The 17,200-nt window shown below is 66.0% G+C and carries 16 protein-coding genes; 12 read left to right on the forward strand and 4 right to left on the reverse strand.

Translation table 11 applies throughout. The annotated features are described in order from the left end of the window. The first annotated feature begins 81 nt into the window (after positions 1 to 81). Together ACLQ2O_RS11580 and ACLQ2O_RS11585 are read left to right on the forward strand one after the other, a co-directional pair. Positions 82 to 1,770: an ABC transporter ATP-binding protein gene (locus ACLQ2O_RS11580; protein WP_425830193.1), complete on the forward strand. Its 1,689-nt coding sequence runs from the start codon at positions 82 to 84 to the stop codon at positions 1,768 to 1,770. Then, complete coding sequence (locus tag ACLQ2O_RS11585; protein WP_425830196.1) at positions 1,767 to 3,587, forward strand: ABC transporter ATP-binding protein; 1,821 nt, start codon at positions 1,767 to 1,769, stop codon at positions 3,585 to 3,587. The genes ACLQ2O_RS11580 and ACLQ2O_RS11585 overlap by 4 nt, the downstream gene beginning before the upstream one ends. Positions 3,588 to 3,594: 7 nt before the next feature. Here the strand turns inward: ACLQ2O_RS11585 and ACLQ2O_RS11590 are convergent, their stop codons facing one another. After that, positions 3,595 to 4,353 carry a class I SAM-dependent methyltransferase gene (locus ACLQ2O_RS11590; protein WP_425830198.1) on the reverse strand — a complete coding sequence of 253 codons (759 nt, stop codon included), beginning with the start codon at positions 4,351 to 4,353 and terminating at the stop codon, positions 3,595 to 3,597. A gap of 159 nt (positions 4,354 to 4,512) precedes the next feature. Between ACLQ2O_RS11590 and ACLQ2O_RS11595 the strand changes: the two genes are divergently transcribed. Then, complete coding sequence (locus tag ACLQ2O_RS11595) at positions 4,513 to 5,400, forward strand: NAD-dependent epimerase/dehydratase family protein (protein WP_425830200.1); 888 nt, start codon at positions 4,513 to 4,515, stop codon at positions 5,398 to 5,400. Here ACLQ2O_RS11595 and ACLQ2O_RS11600 read toward each other — a convergent pair whose 3' ends face one another. Further along, a complete protein-coding gene (locus ACLQ2O_RS11600; RefSeq protein ID WP_425830202.1) occupies positions 5,401 to 7,335 on the reverse strand; it encodes a glycosyltransferase in 1,935 nt (644 codons plus the stop codon). It lies immediately after the preceding gene. Between the two features lie 74 nt (positions 7,336 to 7,409). On the opposite strand from ACLQ2O_RS11600, the gene ACLQ2O_RS11605 reads away from it, so the two are divergent. The 8 genes from ACLQ2O_RS11605 to ACLQ2O_RS11640 all read left to right on the forward strand — a co-directional run bounded on the left by ACLQ2O_RS11605 (position 7,410) and on the right by ACLQ2O_RS11640 (position 14,175). Further along, positions 7,410 to 8,054 (forward strand): MOSC domain-containing protein, encoded by a 645-nt coding sequence (locus ACLQ2O_RS11605; RefSeq protein ID WP_425830204.1) that lies wholly within the window; start codon positions 7,410 to 7,412, stop codon positions 8,052 to 8,054. Positions 8,055 to 8,357: 303 nt separating this feature from the next. Continuing rightward, positions 8,358 to 9,227, forward strand: a complete 870-nt coding sequence (locus ACLQ2O_RS11610; RefSeq protein WP_425830206.1) for a glycosyltransferase family 2 protein — start codon at positions 8,358 to 8,360, stop codon at positions 9,225 to 9,227. A gap of 41 nt (positions 9,228 to 9,268) precedes the next feature. Continuing rightward, on the forward strand, positions 9,269 to 9,637 hold the full coding sequence (locus tag ACLQ2O_RS11615; protein WP_425830208.1) for a VOC family protein: 369 nt from the start codon (positions 9,269 to 9,271) through the stop codon (positions 9,635 to 9,637). Between the two features lie 223 nt (positions 9,638 to 9,860). Continuing rightward, positions 9,861 to 10,013, forward strand: coding sequence for a hypothetical protein (locus ACLQ2O_RS11620; RefSeq protein ID WP_425830210.1), 153 nt, complete (start codon positions 9,861 to 9,863; stop codon positions 10,011 to 10,013). 5 nt (positions 10,014 to 10,018) lie between these two features. After that, positions 10,019 to 11,869, forward strand: a complete 1,851-nt coding sequence (locus tag ACLQ2O_RS11625; RefSeq protein WP_425830212.1) for a YcaO-like family protein — start codon at positions 10,019 to 10,021, stop codon at positions 11,867 to 11,869. Further along, positions 11,862 to 12,872 (forward strand): M24 family metallopeptidase, encoded by a 1,011-nt coding sequence (locus ACLQ2O_RS11630; RefSeq protein ID WP_425830214.1) that lies wholly within the window; start codon positions 11,862 to 11,864, stop codon positions 12,870 to 12,872. The genes ACLQ2O_RS11625 and ACLQ2O_RS11630 overlap by 8 nt, the downstream gene beginning before the upstream one ends. A 27-nt stretch (positions 12,873 to 12,899) precedes the next feature. Next, positions 12,900 to 13,490, forward strand: a complete 591-nt coding sequence (locus tag ACLQ2O_RS11635; RefSeq protein ID WP_425830216.1) for a class I SAM-dependent methyltransferase — start codon at positions 12,900 to 12,902, stop codon at positions 13,488 to 13,490. A 268-nt stretch (positions 13,491 to 13,758) separates the two neighbouring features. Continuing rightward, positions 13,759 to 14,175 (forward strand): hypothetical protein, encoded by a 417-nt coding sequence (locus ACLQ2O_RS11640; RefSeq protein WP_425830218.1) that lies wholly within the window; start codon positions 13,759 to 13,761, stop codon positions 14,173 to 14,175. A 10-nt stretch (positions 14,176 to 14,185) separates the two neighbouring features. On the opposite strand, the gene ACLQ2O_RS11645 is transcribed toward ACLQ2O_RS11640, so the two are convergent. Continuing rightward, positions 14,186 to 15,034 carry an LLM class flavin-dependent oxidoreductase gene (locus tag ACLQ2O_RS11645; protein ID WP_425830220.1) on the reverse strand — a complete coding sequence of 283 codons (849 nt, stop codon included), beginning with the start codon at positions 15,032 to 15,034 and terminating at the stop codon, positions 14,186 to 14,188. A gap of 49 nt (positions 15,035 to 15,083) precedes the next feature. On the opposite strand from ACLQ2O_RS11645, the gene ACLQ2O_RS11650 reads away from it, so the two are divergent. After that, positions 15,084 to 16,130, forward strand: coding sequence for a JmjC domain-containing protein (locus tag ACLQ2O_RS11650; RefSeq protein WP_425830222.1), 1,047 nt, complete (start codon positions 15,084 to 15,086; stop codon positions 16,128 to 16,130). Here the strand turns inward: ACLQ2O_RS11650 and ACLQ2O_RS11655 are convergent. Further along, positions 16,124 to 17,149, reverse strand: coding sequence for a hypothetical protein (locus ACLQ2O_RS11655; protein ID WP_425830224.1), 1,026 nt, complete (start codon positions 17,147 to 17,149; stop codon positions 16,124 to 16,126). The genes ACLQ2O_RS11650 and ACLQ2O_RS11655 overlap by 7 nt on opposite strands. Positions 17,150 to 17,200: the final 51 nt, after the last annotated feature.

Here is a 17,200-nt window from a genome sequence, read left to right on the forward strand (position 1 = left end):
GAGGAGCGGTTGCCAACTCAGCGGCGTCACACCCCCGCGCTCACAGCGCTGTTGCGTGGCCGGTTCGGGTCCCATCGCAAGGTGATCGGCATCCTTGGCGTGGTGCACACCGTGCAGGTGCTGGCCACGCTGCTGATCCCCACGCTGTACGCCGATGTCATCGACCACGGAGTACTGGTCGACGACATCGGCCACGTCATCTCTGGTGGCGGCCTCATGCTGGCCCTCACCGTCCTGCAGGTCTGCTGTGCGGCATGGGCCGTTCGGCTGAGCGCCGGCATCGCGATGAACCTGGGCAACCAGGTCCGTACCGACGTGTTCGCACAGGTGCAGCGATTCTCCGGGCTCGACGTCGCACGTTTCGGTGTCGCGTCGTTGTTGACCCGGACCACCAACGACGTGCAGCTGATTCAGATGCTGGTCTTCACTGCCTTGGCGATCTCCTTTCCCGCGCCTCTGATCGGCATCGGCGGCGTGGCCCTCGCGCTGGGGCAAAGTGTGTCGTTGTCGGCCGTGCTCGCCGTCGAGCTGCCGATCCTGGTGGCGGTCATCGGGTTTGTCATCGGCCGGATGATTCCCCATGCCACCGCTACCCAGCGCCACGTCGATCGCGTCAACAAGGTGATGCGGGAACAGATCATCGGCACCAGGGTGATTCGGGCGTTCGTACGTACCACCCATGAACAACGCCGCTTCGCCGATGCCGTCCAGGAGCTGACCGCGGCAGGAGTCCGGACCGGACGACTGCAGGTGTTCTTCGGCGCGACGGCGATCCTGATCTCCACCCTTGCCGCTGTGGTGGTGATCGGGATCGGCGGTCCTCGCGTTGCCGCGGGGCAGCTCGAGCCGGGAACTCTCATCGCGGTCCTGAGCTATCTGGCCTTGGCACTGAACGCGGTGATGGTGGCGATGGGCGTCTTCATCATGCTGCCGGCCGCCCGGGCCAGTGCTGTGCGGATCGGCGAGGTGCTGACCACCACACCTTCGATCATCGACCCCGTGGCGCCTGACCCATCGCCGTCGGGCCCCGGACAGCTGGAACTCAGCGGGGTCAGTTTCGGCTATCCGGGCGCGGAGGAGCCGGCCGTACGGGATGTCGACCTTGTGGCCCGGCCAGGCCGGCTCACCGCGGTCGTGGGTTCCACGGGGAGCGGTAAGACGACGCTGGTCAAGCTCATCGCCCGACTGCTCGACACGGAGGCCGGCACCCTTTCGATCGACGGTACAGACGTCCACCGGATGCGCAGGAGCGATCTTGTTCGGCTGGTCGGCCTGGTGCCACAGCAGCCGTTCCTCTTCTCCGGAACAGTTGCCTTCAATCTGCGCTACGGCAATCCCGATGCCACTGACGACGAGCTGTGGCATTCGCTGGAGGTCGCGCAGGCGCGTGACTTCGTCGAGGCGATGCCCGGCGGACTCGACGCAGCGGTAGGACAGGGAGGCTGCAGCGTGTCCGGCGGCCAGCGTCAGCGGCTGGCGATTGCCCGGGTGCTGGTGGCCAAACCGCGGATCTACCTGTTCGACGACGCGTTCTCCGCCCTCGATGCGGCGACCGAGGCGGCGTTGCGACAAGCCCTGACGACGGAGATCGGCCATGCCACCCAAGTGGACGTCTCCCAACAGGTGTCGACCGTTCACGATGCCGATCACATCATCGTTCTCAGTTCTGGCCGGGTCGAGGCGGCCGGTACGCATCAAGAGTTGCTCGCCGCGAGCTCCACCTATGCAGAGCTTGTCAGCTCGCAGCTCTCGTCGTGGCAGTTGCGATGAGTGGGTCCCCACAGCCCGCGGCGCACAAGGTGCGGTTCCGCATCACCGCGCTGAGGGTCGTTGCGACTCTGGGGGTTGACCGCGCCCGGCTCGTCGCGGTCGTCGTCCTCGCGGTCACCGGCGTCGGCTTGACCGTTGTCGTGCCGACGTTGCTCGGGCAGGCAACCGACTTGGGCGTCAAGGGCATCCGCGGCGACGGAGTCGACCATGCCGCGCTGCGGCGGCTGCTCCTGATCGCCGCGGGGTTGACCGTCTGTTCGTGGCTGCTCCAGATCGCGCAGGGGCGTTTGATAGCGGCTGTCGTGCAGGCGATGGCAGGCAGGCTTCGGGTCGGCATCGAGGCCAAGATCTTTCGGCTACCGGTCAGCTACTTCGACCTTCGGCCGCGGGGTGAGGTCCTGTCCCGTGCCACCAGCGACATCGACAACCTCGCGAACACGTTGCAGCGGGTCTTCGCGCGTGTGCTCGGATCGAGCCTGCTGATCGTCGGGACGCTCGCGATGATGTTGCGGATCTCGCCGGTTCTGGCTGGAATCGTCCTCGCGACAGCGCCGCTCACCGTGCTCACGGCACGGGGGATCGGCAAGCAGGCGCAGCCGGCCTTCGCCAAGCAGTGGGCCGTGGCCGGCAAGCTGGCCGGCCACGTCGAGGAGACCTACAGCGGGCACGACCTCATCGCTGCGTTCGGCCGTCAGGATCAGGCGGCCCGCGTCCTGGGTTCGTCCAACGACGAACTGCGGGATGCGAGTGTGCGGTCGCAGTTCGTCTCCGGTCTCACCGCGCCGGTCACAGCATTCATCGGCAACGCCACGTACGTGCTGGTGGCCGTTATCGGTGCTTTGCAGGTGGCCGCCGGTACGTTGACCATCGGTGGCATCCAGGCGTTCGTCCAGTACGTCCTGAACTTCAACCAACCGGTGACGACGCTCGCGTCCCTGGCCGGGCAGATCCAGTCGGCAGTCACGTCGGCTGAGCGCGTCTTCGACCTCCAGGACGTGGAGGAAGAGCCGGCAGGGACCTCGGCCGGGCGGCCCGCCGTCATCGCCGAAGGCCGAGTCGTGTTCGACCGGGTCTCCTTTCGCTATCGCGCCGACGTGCCAGTGATCGAAGATCTCTCGCTGACCGTCGAGCCGGGACGGATGGTCGCGATCGTCGGTCCTACCGGTGGCGGGAAGACGACGCTGATCAACCTGCTGTTGCGCTTCTACGAGGTCGATGCCGGCACGATCAGCATCGACGGAACCGGCATCACCGCGATGACCCGGCAGTCCCTTCGCCGGCACATCGGGATGGTTCCGCAGGACACCTGGCTGGCCAGCGGAACCATCGCCGAGAACATCGCCTACGGGCGCCCGGACGCGTCCCGCGAGGAGGTCGTCGACGCGGCTCTCGCCGCGCACGCGCACCACCTGATCCGTACCTTGCCCGATGGCTACGAGACCAGGCTGGACGCAGAGTCCGGTCTCAGCGCCGGTGAGCGGCAGCTGATCTCGATCGCTCGGGCGTTCTTGGTCAGGCCGCCGATCCTGGTACTCGACGAGGCGACCAGTGCTGTCGACACCCGCACCGAGATGCTGATCCAGCAGGCCACGACCTCACTGCTGCGAGACCGGACCAGCTTCGTGGTCGCCCATCGCCTGTCGACCGTGCGGAACGCCGAACTGATCCTCGTCATGGAGCGGGGACGGATCGTCGAGCAAGGCCGCCACCAGGATCTCGTCCGTGCCAACGGGACCTATGCCCGACTGTACGAGGCCCAGTTCGCCCGTGTGGCCGATCTCCAGCGCTCCGGTGAGGCGGAGCCCGGGGACCGTTGATCCTTCCTCACCCGGCGTGCGCCGGTGTGAGGATGACAGCCTCGTGGACCGTCGTACGATCGATCGGTTTCACCGGGTCGGGAAGCGCTCGCAGCGCGGCGACGGTCGGTAGCACGATCTCGTGCCACTGTTGCTCGTTCACGTCCTGCAGGCTGGAGAAATTGCGGGTCTCGATCTCGCGTGCCATGGCCTCGGGGGCGTGCTGATAGCTCTGGACGAGCTCTCGCCGTCCGGCCAGCGTGAAGCCACACCGCGCGGCCAGCTGAAGGAGCTCGTCGGCACCACCTTTTTGGGACTGCTCGCCCAACAGCTTCGTCTGCATGGCGAACATCAGTCGCCCGATCGCGTCTTCGCGCGGCCGGTTGCTGGCCGGTACCACCACAAGGCGGCCGCCCGGCCGCAGTACGCGCCGGACCTCGGCCAGCGCAACGGAGACATCCGACGCCAGATGCAACATCCAAATCGCGTAGCAACCGGCCAAGGATTCGTTCCGGAAGGGCAGCCGGCAAACGTCGGCGAGAGCCAGCCGGCCAGGCATCCGGTCCCGCGCATGGCTGAGCATGCCCGCTGAGATGTCCATCCCGAAGACCTGGTAGCCGTGCCCGGCAAGCGCACCGCCGACCAGAGCCGTGCCCACCCCCAACTCCAGGATCGGCCCTTCGTCGTCGAACAGGTCGGCAATCACGCTCGCGAACCGTTCACCGCGTTCGGTCCCGCCCCTGCTCTCGTCGTAGCGATCCGCGATCAGGTCGAAAGGTGCCTTCATCCTGGCAACGATAGCTGCCGCGCCCGCCGATCAGGAGACACCGAGGAAATCTCCTCCGGCCCGGCAACGATCTACTATTGCCAGAAGGTGCTTCGGCCAGCTTTTGCGTTGTGAGGAGATGATCGCGTTGGACGACAACGCCCGCCCACTCGCCGGCAGATGAGTACCGTCGTGACGGGAGCCTCCGGGTTCATCGGGCGCTTGCTCTGCCGCGAGCTCGCCAGTGCCGGACACGATGTCGTGGCCATCGACCGGGCGTCCCTGGTGCCAACGGCGAAGACTGTCACCCTGACTGCCGATCTGCTCGCCGGAGATGCTCGGGTCGACGACGTACTGGCGGAGGCAACGACGGTGTTCCACCTCGCGGCGCGACCAGGAGTCCGCGATCAGCAGCCTGACATCGAGCACCTCCGGTACCGGGACAATGTTCTCGCCACCGAGTACGTGCTGAACCACGTGCGCCCGCGAACGCACGTCGTCTTCACTTCATCGTCGAGCGTCTATGGGCACGGTCAGCGGGAACGAGCCAGTGTGGAAAGCGATCCGCTGACACCTCGCAGCGACTACGCCCGGAGCAAGATCGCGGCCGAAGAGCTCTGCCGGCGGCGAATGGCCTCCGACGGCTGCACGACCACGACCGTCGTCCGTCCGTTCACGGTCGTCGGTGAAGGGCAGCGCAGCGATATGGCTCTGCATCGCTGGATTCGCCAGGCGAAGACGGGCCGGCCGGTCACGATCTTCGGATCTCCGCAGCGGACCAGGGATTTCACCGATGTCCGGGAGGTGGTTCGAGCGCTGATCGCCCTTGCCGATCAGCGGGTCAACGACGTCGTCAACGTCGGGACCGGCGACCCCTGCCGGTTGAGCGAGGTGGTCTCCGCGATCGCGACGGTGACCGGCACCCGGCCGCGGATCGAGACCGTCACCGCCGATGTCGCCGAGGTTCCCCACACGTGGGCAGACATCACACGGCTGGTCCGATTGACGGGAATCCGCCCGCAGCTGGATCTGTGCGCTGTGGTGAAGCGTGTGGCTGACGACCTGTGATCAGCTGAAGTGACGAGCCCACTCACCGCGGCTGCCCAGCGCCGAGTGGGCCCGCCGGTACCGCGTACGAACCTTGCTGAACTGACGCCCCAAGGCGAGATGGAGGCGTAGCCCGGTGATCAGCAAGGACCAGAAGGCTCTGCGGTCCCGCTTCCGAAAGGCGACCCCCGATCCGCCCCGGGCAGACACGGAGACGCCGTCCAGGCCGGACAGCCGGTACCACTGCGCCTCGTCGGCCGGGAGATGGAGCTGTGGAACTTCGTGGTGCTGAGGCCGGGGACGCCTGGCGTTGTGGAGAAAGGCGGAGGCATACCGTCGGGCGGTAGCTAGTGCCCCGACGGGGCGGGCGTCGTTGGTCGCGGCGGCGGGCAGGCCAGGCGAGGGGTGCGGCACGTCGGTCCTCGGGACCATGCGGCCGTCGGGGTAACGGTCGCGGCAGGCGGTCACTCGACGGAGCACCCGGGGCAGGTCGTCGGACAGCCGCTCGGGACCATCGAGGAAATCGTTGATCGCCATCAATCTCAAGGCGACGCTCGAGTACTCCATCGCGAGCAGGTGGCGGGCCGTCCGACGGAGGCTGGAGCGAACGAGCTCGGCCGGCAGTTGTTCCGGTCCGTGGAGCGCGGCGGTGATCAAGCGGTTCCGCACATAGAAGTACGTCTGCCAGCCGGCGAGTTGCTCACGGTCGGACCAAGGCATGTGCCAAACGGCGATACCGGGAACCGTCGCCGTAGGGTGACCGTGGTCGGCCGCGCGGAGGCCGTACTCCGCGTCGTCCCACTTGAGGAACAGCGGCAGAGGCAGGCCGATGGTTTCCGCTGTCGTGCGCGGAATCAAGCACATCCACCAGCCGTTGTAGTCCACGTCGATCCGGCGATGCAGCCACTCGGTGCCCACGAAGGACGCCCGGCCGAGATCGTGGTCGTACTCGGTGCCGGGAGCCTTGCGCCACCCGAAGTGATGCCGATCGATGATCTCGCCCATCGAGTGAAGGTGGGACCTGTTCTTCAGATTCAGCATCTGAGCCCCCACCAGCGTCGGACGCCGCGCGAAGCGAGCGAACGCGATGGCGCGATGGATGGATTCGGGTTCGACGACGATGTCGTCGTCCATCAGCATGATGTGGTCCGCGGTGGTGCCGAGTGCTTCGTGGATGACGCGGGCGAACCCGCCGCTACCGCCCAGGTTCGGTTGGTCGACCAGCTTGAGTCGTCCCTCCAGACGACGGTCGACAGCGGCCAGAGCGGGCTGAGCAGCGACCTTCTCGTTCCCCTGGTCGACAACGACGACGGCGAGAGTCGTGGCAAGGAGGTCGGTGTCGTCGGCGACCGTTTCGAGAATCCTGACGCACATCTCCGGACGATCCATGGTCGGTATGCCGAGGACCGTGTCCGCACCGATCGCTGGAGCGGCGAGTGCGTACCACCGGGGATCGTGGACGTCCATCACCTCGCCGTCCACCGGGATGACGTCGAACCAGTACCAGCCGCCTGCTTCGAACGGCTCGAGGTCCAAGGTCACCGCGATATCGATCGAGGTTCCCTCCGGGCAGGGGATGCTTCGGACCAAGGTGCGTTGCGCCCTCGGGTCCGAGCGGTAGACCTCGATCCGGCCGCGACCGCTGACGCGCAACCTCAGTTGTATCTCGGTGACTGTTGTCCAGCGCCGCCAGTAGCTTGCCGGAAACGCGTTGAAATAGGTTCCGAACGAGACCTCGCCCTGTCCCTCGACACGAAGGGTGTGCGGGTCGAGAACCCGCGCGGACGGCGAGCTGTTCGGGGATGCGCCGAAGTACATCGACCGCACGTTCTCCGGATCGTCCGGCGACGGCAGAATCGTGCGTTGAAGCAGCGTGCCCGACACCGATCCCAGGCCGTGGCGTGAGCGCTCGTGGCCGGTTCCGAGCCCGACGTCGAGTGGGCCGTCAGCAGTCACGTCGCCCTCCTGATGACATGGCTATGCATGCTAGGGCGTGACCGTGGTGAACAGCTAGGCTTGACGATGTGGACATGGCACAGGTGATCGCCGTCAACGTTGTCCATGCGCTGATTCCAGGCGCGAAGGGGACCAACTTGACGGCGATCGACAAGCGACCGCAGCCGGGACGCATCGCGGTCACCGAGCTCGGTCTGGTCGGCGACTCCCATCAGTACCGCCGACATGGCGGCCCGGACCAGGCTCTCTACCTGTACGCCCGCGAAGACGCCGACTGGTGGGCTGCTCAACTCGATCGGGAGATTCCGTCCGGGTACTTCGGAGAGAACCTCGATTCGATCGGCTTGGACGTCTCCAACGCGCTCATCGGCGAACGATGGCGGATCGGGACCGGCGCCGACGCCGTCGAGGTCGAGGTTCGATCGCCGAGAACACCGTGCCGAAACTTCGCGTTCCGCATGGCGGTACCTGGCTGGACCAGGAGATTCGCCCACGCACGACGCCCCGGCGCCTACCTCAAGGTGCTGCGCACAGGCAGAATCGGCGCCGGCGATCCCGTCTCGGTCTTGTTCCAGCCTGACCATGACGTGTCGGTGGGCGATTGCGCGTTCGACCCCAGCCCAGAGCGGATGGCTCGGATGCTGGATTCTGGGATCGATCTCATGCCGGCGATTCGAGAACTCGCAGAACGCGTGTCCGGGCGCTCGACCGCGAGCTGAAGGACCGTCCTCGGCATGAACGACTGACCCGGAGTGATCGCCGAGGATCGATTGCAGGTTGGTGCAACGGGCCTTGCGATGCCTTTCGCGCGAAGTTAACGTGTCGGGGTGTGCGCGTCGGATCACCTTAGGTAACCACAGCTCAGCCAAGCAGCTCCTCACAGAGCCAGGGAGGTTGAAGAGCATGTTGGACATCCGCCGGACCTGGCCACCATGGTTCTGTCCAGCGATCAGGAGCTCCGCCTGCCCCCGCCACAGCTGTCTCGGGGTTGTCGCAGGTGCCGGAGCGGATCGAGCACCAGAGTGAAGCCCGAAGTGTCGGTGATTCTCCCGGTCCACAACGAGGAGAGATACCTGCCTTCGGCCATGAAGTCGCTCGCTGATCAGACCTTCACCAGGTTCGAACTGGTAGTGGTGGATGACGAATCATCCGATCGGTCGATGGAGATCGTGGCGGGCTTCGCGGGCGCCTTGCGGATCCGCATCCTGCCGAACGAGAGCACTCGCGGGATCGCTGGAGCCCTGAACACCGGCCTGAAGCACGCTCGAGCGCCGCTGATCGCCAGGCAAGACGCCGACGACGTCTCGTTGCCGAGGCGGCTGCAGAGTCAAGTCGGCTTCATGGAGCGGAACCCTCACGTCGCCTGTGCGGGTACGCGGGCGACGCTGATCGACAAGAACGGCGAACCGATCGGCCCGAACCACTTGCCTCGTGACCGGCCTGTTCCGTGCTCCGACGGCGAGTTGCAGCAGATCTTGCCGTGGATCTGCCCGTTCACCCATGGGTCCATGATGATGCGGCGAACAACCATCGAGGATGCCGGCGGATATCGTGTGCCTTTTGTCTTCGCGGAGGACTACGACTTGTGGCTCCGGGTGTCGGGCACTGCGACGCTCGCCAACCTTCCTGAATCGCTGTATCTGTACCGGCGTCATGACGACAGTATGTGGGGTTCGAAATGGAAAGCCGGGAAGGTGTTCGCACAGGTTGCTCAGAGCCTGGCCCGTGAAAGGTTCTACCGCGGCACGGACATACTTATGGACGCCGGTGTCGAGGCATTCTGGGATCGCTACGGTTCCGCATTCCGGAACGTCTTGTCCGATGCCGAGATGGCGTATCTCGATGAGCGGATGGATGAGCCGAGGCTCGGGGCGCACGCGCCGGCCACCTGAAGAGTGGATATTGCTGCAAATGATTCGAAAGTGAGGATCCCGTGAGTGCTGCGCGCTTCAAGGGACTATTGGTGATGTGTGTGGATGTCGCCGCGACGGCCGCGATCTACGAAGAGGTCTTGGGGTTCGAGCGCCGCGAGGAAGCCGACGGGGACGTCAGCATGACGGTCGGTGTGGACGGAGCACCGGGCGCGACCGTTGAGATCTATCTGCATCCGGCGAAGGATGCCCAACCCACCAGGCTCGGAACGTACGTCGTGGACGACGTCGACGCGACCGTGCAGATCCTCGACGAGGCGGGCTGCACGGTGACGTCCCCGCCTGACGATACGCCGTGGGGGAGCCGCGAGGCGTCGGTCCGTGATCAGAACGGCCACGAGTTCACCTTCACCGCGCCGACCCGCGGTTAACAGTCGACAGTTCTTCTCGCTCCGCCTGCGGTGCCGATTCCGAATTGCCATGACGGCTGCATTGTTGTGTGCCTAGGAATTCGTGTGCCGGTGGGCCGGATCGGTAGTGCCCAATTCACTGCGCCGGAAAATACAGGAAAACACGGGTCGGGGGTTGCGACCCAATCATTTGTTTGGAAGGGTCGACAGCGTCAGTATTTCGACACGCTGGAAGGAGAGTTCGATGAGTGAATCCGAACTGCCTGAGGGTGGAGCGAAGTCTGTTCCCTCGGAGGCTGAGCTGCAGGAAATGGTGGAGCTGCTCGACGAGGTCGGCCTGGACTTCGCGCTCCATCAGCACCACCCGCTCTCGTACCTCGAGGGCGAAGCTGTCTGATTTCCATGCTTTCTTGGCAGCTTGATGATGGCCGTAGGTGCCACACCGACAATTTCGGTGCGACGCACCGGGTCGGCGCTGTCGCCTGCGGTCATCATCGTCCACAGGCGCCACGATGGACAAATGCCGGCGAATCCTGGTTTTTTCTGACACCGTTCGCGGCGCCCGTAGCGTGGACACGACAGGTCCCGGCCGGGCGGCCGTTCCGGCCGGCCTTCTACCACCGCGGCAAAGTCATGATCGGGCCCGTGTTCGGGGAGGCGGCCGCGGTCTGTGCGTGGTGCATGGCGCTCCGGCTGGCGCAAAGCCATCCGCACCCGTCCGTCTTTCGTCCGCTCATGTCCGGGGCCACGGTGGGCTCCGACGATCCGTCCTGGGCGACGCTGCTGCAAGAGTCGGTCGCCAGGCTTGCCGCCGCCGATTCCCAGCTGGCTTACTCGTGTGACGCCAACGATGAGTCCGCAGAGTTCGACAGCCACGTAGTACGGCCTGTTCCCAGCTCTCCGACTACCCGAGACCTGTTGATGCCGACGGCCGGAACCTGCTCGTGTGCCGGCCTCCGGACCGGCGACGTCGAAGCGGTGACCGACCGGATGGTGGGGCCGGTGTCAGAGGTCAGGCCTACCCGCGTCGATGGTTCTGCTCCACCAGCTCTGAAGGGTTGGGTAGCCACCATCGGGCATCTCGCGGAGTATGTGCGATGGGCCCCGGACGTCACCGGCAGCGGTCTGGCATTCGACGACGAGGCAGCACGCCTGGCTGCGATCGGCGAAGCTGTCGAACGCTACTCCGGGAACTTCCCACTCCCGCGGGCGACGGCCGAGGCCTCTGCTGAAGACCTGAGATCTCGGCAGTACCGAGTCATCGAGCCCGATCAGGACTCGTACATCCCCCAGCGGGCTTGGGACAAGGGGGTGTTCCGCCGGTTCGACGAACACGAAGCCGAGCAATGGGTTTGCGGGGAGTCCGTCACCGAGCCGCAGCGGAAGGTCTTCGCCCTTGCGGAGCAGGTGATCTTGAACTTCACGAGATTTTCCCGGCGTCGACCGTTGCTGCCGGTCGCGTTGTCCGGGATCGCCTGCGGGGCCGACTTCCACCACGCGAAGCAGGCGGCGACAGCGGAGTTGGTCGAGCGAGACGCGACCATGCGGTGGTGGCACGGACGAGTTCCCGCCCGCCGGCTCACTCGGCTCCCTGAGGAGTGGCAGCGGTCGATCTCCTGCCCCGATCCCGCGGTGGACACGTGGTTCCTGGTGCTGGCGAGGAGACCGCCGTACGTCGTCGTTGCCGGGTGCGCGCACGATCGCGTCAACGACATCGTGACCACGGGGTACTCGGCCAGGACAAGCCTCCGGGACGCGACGCAGAAGGCTGCGGCCGAGGTGTGGCAGAGCATCACGCTGAGCCGAGCCCTGCTGGATCGCGGATCCGAACTCTGGGCCCATGTCGATGCCGGACGGCTCCCTGTCCCGACGCTCGATTGGAGCGAGGAACGCAACTATGCGCAGGTGCCGGTGGCCGACATGTGGCAACTGGCGCTGAACCTCCAGTACTACCTGGATCGCAAGGTTCAGCCCGCCGCACTCCGGCGTCTCCGGGGCGATGGAGACGTCGAGTGGCCCGCTCTCAGCACCGCCGACAAGGATGCGGAAGACGTGGGGTGGGACGCACCACTGGGCAGTCGTGCTGCCTGGTTCGATCTGACCACTGACGACGTGAGACCCCTTGGCTACCGCGTCGTCCGGGTGATCGACCCGGAACTGGTCGGGAACTCTCCGGCGGGCCTCGTTCCGGCCCGGCATCCTCGCCTTCGATCACTGCAGCCTCTAGAGATGGGACCGATTCCCCATGCCTGAGTTCGGCGCTGTCGACGATCCGCACGAGTTGGCCGTCCAACGCCTGAAGAGCACCTTCGCCGGACGTCGACGACGTACGGCGGACGCCCTGGCCGCGGACGGCTTCAGTACCGTGCTCATCATCGATCGCTGGGTCTGGAACTGGCTGGGTTTCACCTGCGAGGCGGGGCTTTGGCACGATGGCGAGTGGCGGCCGGCAGCCAAGGCCGACGCGATCACCAAGTGCTTCGAGCAGGACGGCAGTGTCGGGTGGACCGGGCACGCTCTTCCCGAAGCCATCCAGGCGTTTGCCGCCCGGGGAGTGCGTGATGCAGACGCCACCCTGAGGAAGGTTCGTGAGATCAAGGACGACCTCGACCTGATCCTCCTTCGCCGGGCCGCCCAACACCATGCCGCCGCACTGGACAGCCTGACGGTCACTGTGGCGGCTACGTCGCGCGAAGTAGTGCAGGAGCTCGAACGAGTTCTTTTCGGTCAGGGCTGGGAAGGGACGTGGTCCTTCGACCCGAGTGCTCCCGTCGATGGGCAACACTCCGTCGATTGGTACAACCCCGACGCAACGAGGGTCGACAGTTGCGGCATCGTCTCCGTGGACAGCGGCATCCGCCTGCAGGGTGTCTGCACAGACCTCACCAGGATCTGGGTCCCCGGTGACATCTCCGCCGAGGCGAAGGCTGCGGTCCAGCTGGTCGAGGGCGTCATGGATGAGCTTGCTGACGGGCTTCGACCCGGGCGGGAAGCGCGCTCGGTGGTCTCCGACGCGATGTCGATGATTACCCAGGCAGACCTGCAGCCCGCACCAGGAATCGCCTTCGGACACGGAATCGGTGTCGAGGTCCATGAGCTGCCGGTCCTCACGTCCGACTCGAGTGCCGAACTGCGAGAAGGCATGGTGGTGTGCGTCGAGCCCGGTGTCCAACTCAGCTCGGGCTGGCGGATTCGCTCGGAAGGAATGTTCGTCGTACAGGACGGCGGAGGTGGCCGGCTTGATCTGGCGAAGTAGAGCGGTCGCCCCTGGGAGGGCCGCACGATGACGGACGAGATTCACGATTCCTACGACCGTCCGGCGCTGCTGCGGCTTGCGGGAGAGTTGCAAGGTGCGAGGGTTCTCGATGCCGGCGGGGGAGTGGGCGCACTCTCGGTCGAGCTGCTGCGCCGTCAGGCCGAGGTGTCATTGTGTGACCTGGACGCACGGGCGTGTGCGGAAGCCGATCGCATCCTCGGCGCGTGGGTCGACGTGAGGTGCGTCGACCTGACCGTTCTCCCGTGGCCGTACGAGGACAAGGCCTTCGACCTGGTCGTGATGTCACTGGTACTCGATCTGGTCGGACCACTCGACTGCCTGTCGGAGGTACGACGCGTGCTGGATCCCAACGGACGGTGCATCGTCTCGCTACGGCACCCCGGAGCGTACGGCAGCGGCGACGCGGACAGCCGGGACGAGGTCGTCGAGACCGCGACGTCGGCGACGACACGCACCTGGTACGCCCGGTCCTTCAGCATCTGGCTCAACGCGTTCAGCAGCGCCGGGCTGCACGTCCGTCAATGCCAGGAGCCGGTACCGCCTGATGGCGGCGATCCATGGATCGTTGTCTTCGAGCTGGTGCCGCGGCATGCTTGAGCGCGCCGGACTGACCTCGGCAGAACAGTCGGTCCTCGACGCACTGGAGACCGCTCGACCGCGGTCGCCGATCTCTCGCCACGCGGCGACTTCCCCAACGATGCCTGCCGTGGGTGACCCAGGTGTGAGTCTCGAGGTCGGCTGGGCTCCAGAACGCCGGTCGGTGAGATCATTCGGGTCGTGTGACGCCTCGACTGTCTGCACCGTCCTGCGTGTTGCCGTAGCCAGGCAGAGCAGCGGAAGACTCGCTACTCCGACCTCTGGCGGCGTGGATCATCTGCGCTGGATGCTCGTGCTGTCGAACATCCGGGGGATGCGGGACGGAGCGTTCGTTCCCGTCGTACAGGGTAGGACGATCACCTTGACCGAGATCGACGGCGAGATCTCGGGTCTGGTGCAGGCGGACGTCCGTCGGCGTACCGGATCGCAAGAAGCTCCGCCGATCGTGCTCGCGGCTTTCAGCGATCCGCGACTTGTCAGTCGGCGCTACGAGAACTGCACCCTGGCGACCGCGCTCTGGGACGCGGGCGCGGCGTTGGGCCAGACGCACGCCGCACTCAGCGCACAGGGGATCGGTTCGTGCATCGTCAGTTCGGCGATCAGCGGGGAACTCGAGTCCGGCCTTCCGGCGTCCCTGGTGTCGTGCGTGCACGTTGGCTCGTTGATGGCCGGCGAGCTCGCATGAACCCCGTCAGTCAGGCATCGACCGAACGAATGGCCTCGCCGATGAGGTTGAGGTTGGCGGCCAGGAGGGGGACGTAGATGACGACGTGGTGCACGGACCCGATCGTCAGCCAGGACTCGAGTCTGCGAGCGATTTCGGCCGGGCTCAGGGCGACCTTGTGATCCGGCCCGTGCGGGATCACGATGCAGGCAACCGTTCCTGGCGGACTCGGGACGGCGTACTGGTCGATCGTCCCGCGCATGGCCTGGTACTTCTCGTCCGGCGTCTCCAGCCATGGCGTGACCCAGAGGTCGGCGTACTTCGCCACCAGGCGGAGGTTCCTCGGCCCTTCGGCGGAGACGGCGACCAGCGGCCGCGGTGCCCGCGGAGCGAGTTTGGCGGCCAGGTGGGCGCCGAGCTGCTCGCCGGAGTGATCGACGGCGCCCGACCGAAGGATCGACGAATAGATCGTGAGCCAGTCCGGAAATCCCCGGGCGAAGGCGGGATCACCGCCCAGGGCGTCGATCTCGTCCTTCTTCCAGCCCGCGCCGACGCCGACGACGGTCTTCGCGGTCGCGTTGTAGTGCAGGGTCTCGGTCATCCGGGCGAGCAACGCGGGGTTGCGGTAGGCAGAGCAGAGAACTGTCGTGCCGAACAAGAGGTCGGGCAGGCAGGTGCTGATCTGGGACAAGATGGTCCAGGTCTCCCAAGCAGCGCCGGCCGGATCGGCGCCCGGCTCGGCCACGAGATGATCGCCGAACCACAGCGAGCCGTACCCGAGACCCCGCGCGAGCTCACCGAGCTTGACGTACGCGCGCAGATCGCGGACCCGTCCGGTCTCCGACACACCTCCAAGAGGCACCGCGAGGCCGATGGTCATCGTCTGAAGATATCAACTGTTCAGAGCCAATCTCGGAAGGAGACCTTCGATGTGGGAGAGGATTTCTCGACTGCTGCCGGAGACGCTGCCGGCCAGGCCGGAAGTGTTCGGATGCCTGGGCGCGCCCTTGATCGCTGAAACAGATCTGGACTACCTCATCGGCCGGCGACTGTCTCGTCAGGCACTGCGCGTCACGCTCAGAGGCCGTGCGCTGCCGGAGGAGCTGTACTGCCAGGTCGACGACGTCCTGCCGAACGGCAAGCAGCAACCGTTCGTCGACCGTGATCGCGTGGTGGACCTTTTGCGCAGCGGGGCGACGGGGATCGTCAGTCGCGCCGATCTCCTCTTCCCCGAGATCGAAGAGGTCTCCAACGGGCTGGAGGACCGAACCAGGACGCCCTGGAAGGCATCCCTGTTCATGACCGGGCGCGGCGCGCAGGGGCTCAAGCCCCATCTCGACGGCGAGTCCGTGATCGTGATCCAGCTGGCGGGTAGCAAGAGCTGGATGGTCAGCAGACTGCCGGTGGAGCAGAACGCGACCATCACCCGGAACCTCACACCGGAGGAGACCGAGGCCGCGGACTGGGAAGAATGGCAGTTGAAGGTCGGTGACGTGGCCTGGATCCCACGCGGATTCGCGCATCAGGCGGCAGCCAACGAGACCGGGTCCGTTCATGTCTCGATGGCAGCCGAGGCACTGACGTGGTGGCGGTTGGTGTCCGACTTCGTCGACCGAGTTGCTCGAGAACACCCGGAGACACGGGAACAGCTCCCAGCCGACTACTGGAAGGGTGGGCCCGAGGTCGCGAAGGAGATCGTGGACCGTCTCCTCCTGGTGTCGCAGGAGATGCAGAGTTCACCCGAGGTGGCAGAGGAACTCGCGGCGGACCTGGCAGCCGAGCAGTACTGGATGTCGCGGAGGGGGCAGAAGGGAGGCCTGGCCGCGGCTCTGGGTGGCAAGGCTGCGGAATCGCGGCGGCAGCTTGTCGATGAGGACAACAACGCGACCGCGGTGGTAGTTGACCGGGAAGCCGCGCTCGCGGCCGTTGGCGCGGAGCGTGCCGGCAAGGGCAGGGCCTCCACGACAGCTCAATGACAACTGCTCCACAGCTGCTCTATCAGATCAACCGCCCGCGGCAGGTCCCGTGGCGTGGAACTGAACAGCGCAGTGATGGCCCCGGAGAGTCGATCTCGTTGCTCGACGTCAGCCAGTTGTTGTTCCACCGGGCGCAGCAGGTCTGCTCGCCCGGTGGCTGTTCGTAGCGCGGCGACCAGAGACTCGTCGAAGGCGTCCGTGGTGAGCGGAGGTGTCCAGGTCAGCTCGCTCGGGAGCCCGAACCGAGCAAGCTCGTTCAGCTGCGCCAGTTGCGTGGCATTGGCCGGCGGAAGCACACAGGTCGGTAGTCCGGTCAGCCAAGCATCTGAGAGACTCCCGATCCCCGCGGTCGTCACGAACAGCGGCGCCGATCGCAATGTTTCGCGGTACCGGTCGTTGGGGAGCGTCTCGGCCCGGATGGCCGCCGGCTCAAGCAGAGCGGAGATCGGCGGACTGGTGAGGACCCGTGGCCTGGCGTGCCCGTGACGGTCGAAGAGCTCCATCAAACAGGGGACGAGAAGCTGGGCGTAGAGGGTCTCCGGGGTGTGGTCTTCCCGGCCGCTGAGCCACAAACCGCCGAGGTGCAGAAGTGGAGGCTCGTTCCCTTCGTGCGCTGCGCGAGGTTCGATCGGCCGGACGACTGGCTGCACGCGCGCGGCGTTGGCGGCTGACGGAACCGGTAGATCTCCGAAGGACTGGTACAACACGAGGTCGGCGAGACCAACAGCTGGATGCGGCGGAATCTGCCCCCACCACCCCAAAGTGTTCAGCAGCACGCACGGCTTCCCCAGCTGATGCGCGATCACGATGGAGTCGTACTCCATCGAGCTCAGCACGAGGGCGGCGTCCGCGATGGCAACCGTCAGCTGTCTGATCCGGGTTTCGCGTTCCTCGGCCAGGACCAGGACGTCCCGCACGAACTCCTGCTCCGGCGCGAGCCCGATATTGACCCGCCGGCCGGCCAGATCAACCTGCCAGTCCTGGGCCAGGTCGGGCACTACGGCCGCCAGGGTGGCCATCGGGCCGAAGGCGTAGGCGCTCGCGACGCCGAGGACAGTTCGCGTCATCGT

Origin of the sequence: Kribbella sp. DT2 (assembly GCF_049844575.1) — a bacterium.
In the GTDB taxonomy this organism is placed as follows: Bacteria; Actinomycetota; Actinomycetes; order Propionibacteriales; family Kribbellaceae; genus Kribbella.

Bases quoted from the DNA above. Each gene is read 5' to 3' on its own strand.
- ACLQ2O_RS11585 (WP_425830196.1), top strand. From the start codon at position 1,767: ATGAGTGGGTCCCCACAGCCCGCGGCGCACAAGGTGCGGTTCCGCATC.
- ACLQ2O_RS11590 (WP_425830198.1), bottom strand. From the start codon at position 4,353: ATGAAGGCACCTTTCGACCTGATCGCGGATCGCTACGACGAGAGCAGG.
- ACLQ2O_RS11595 (WP_425830200.1), top strand. From the start codon at position 4,513: ATGAGTACCGTCGTGACGGGAGCCTCCGGGTTCATCGGGCGCTTGCTC.
- ACLQ2O_RS11605 (WP_425830204.1), top strand. From the start codon at position 7,410: ATGGCACAGGTGATCGCCGTCAACGTTGTCCATGCGCTGATTCCAGGC.
- ACLQ2O_RS11620 (WP_425830210.1), top strand. From the start codon at position 9,861: ATGAGTGAATCCGAACTGCCTGAGGGTGGAGCGAAGTCTGTTCCCTCG.
- ACLQ2O_RS11625 (WP_425830212.1), top strand. From the start codon at position 10,019: ATGCTTTCTTGGCAGCTTGATGATGGCCGTAGGTGCCACACCGACAAT.
- ACLQ2O_RS11630 (WP_425830214.1), top strand. From the start codon at position 11,862: ATGCCTGAGTTCGGCGCTGTCGACGATCCGCACGAGTTGGCCGTCCAA.
- ACLQ2O_RS11635 (WP_425830216.1), top strand. From the start codon at position 12,900: ATGACGGACGAGATTCACGATTCCTACGACCGTCCGGCGCTGCTGCGG.
- ACLQ2O_RS11645 (WP_425830220.1), bottom strand. From the start codon at position 15,034: ATGACCATCGGCCTCGCGGTGCCTCTTGGAGGTGTGTCGGAGACCGGA.
- ACLQ2O_RS11650 (WP_425830222.1), top strand. From the start codon at position 15,084: ATGTGGGAGAGGATTTCTCGACTGCTGCCGGAGACGCTGCCGGCCAGG.
- ACLQ2O_RS11655 (WP_425830224.1), bottom strand. From the start codon at position 17,149: ATGGCCACCCTGGCGGCCGTAGTGCCCGACCTGGCCCAGGACTGGCAG.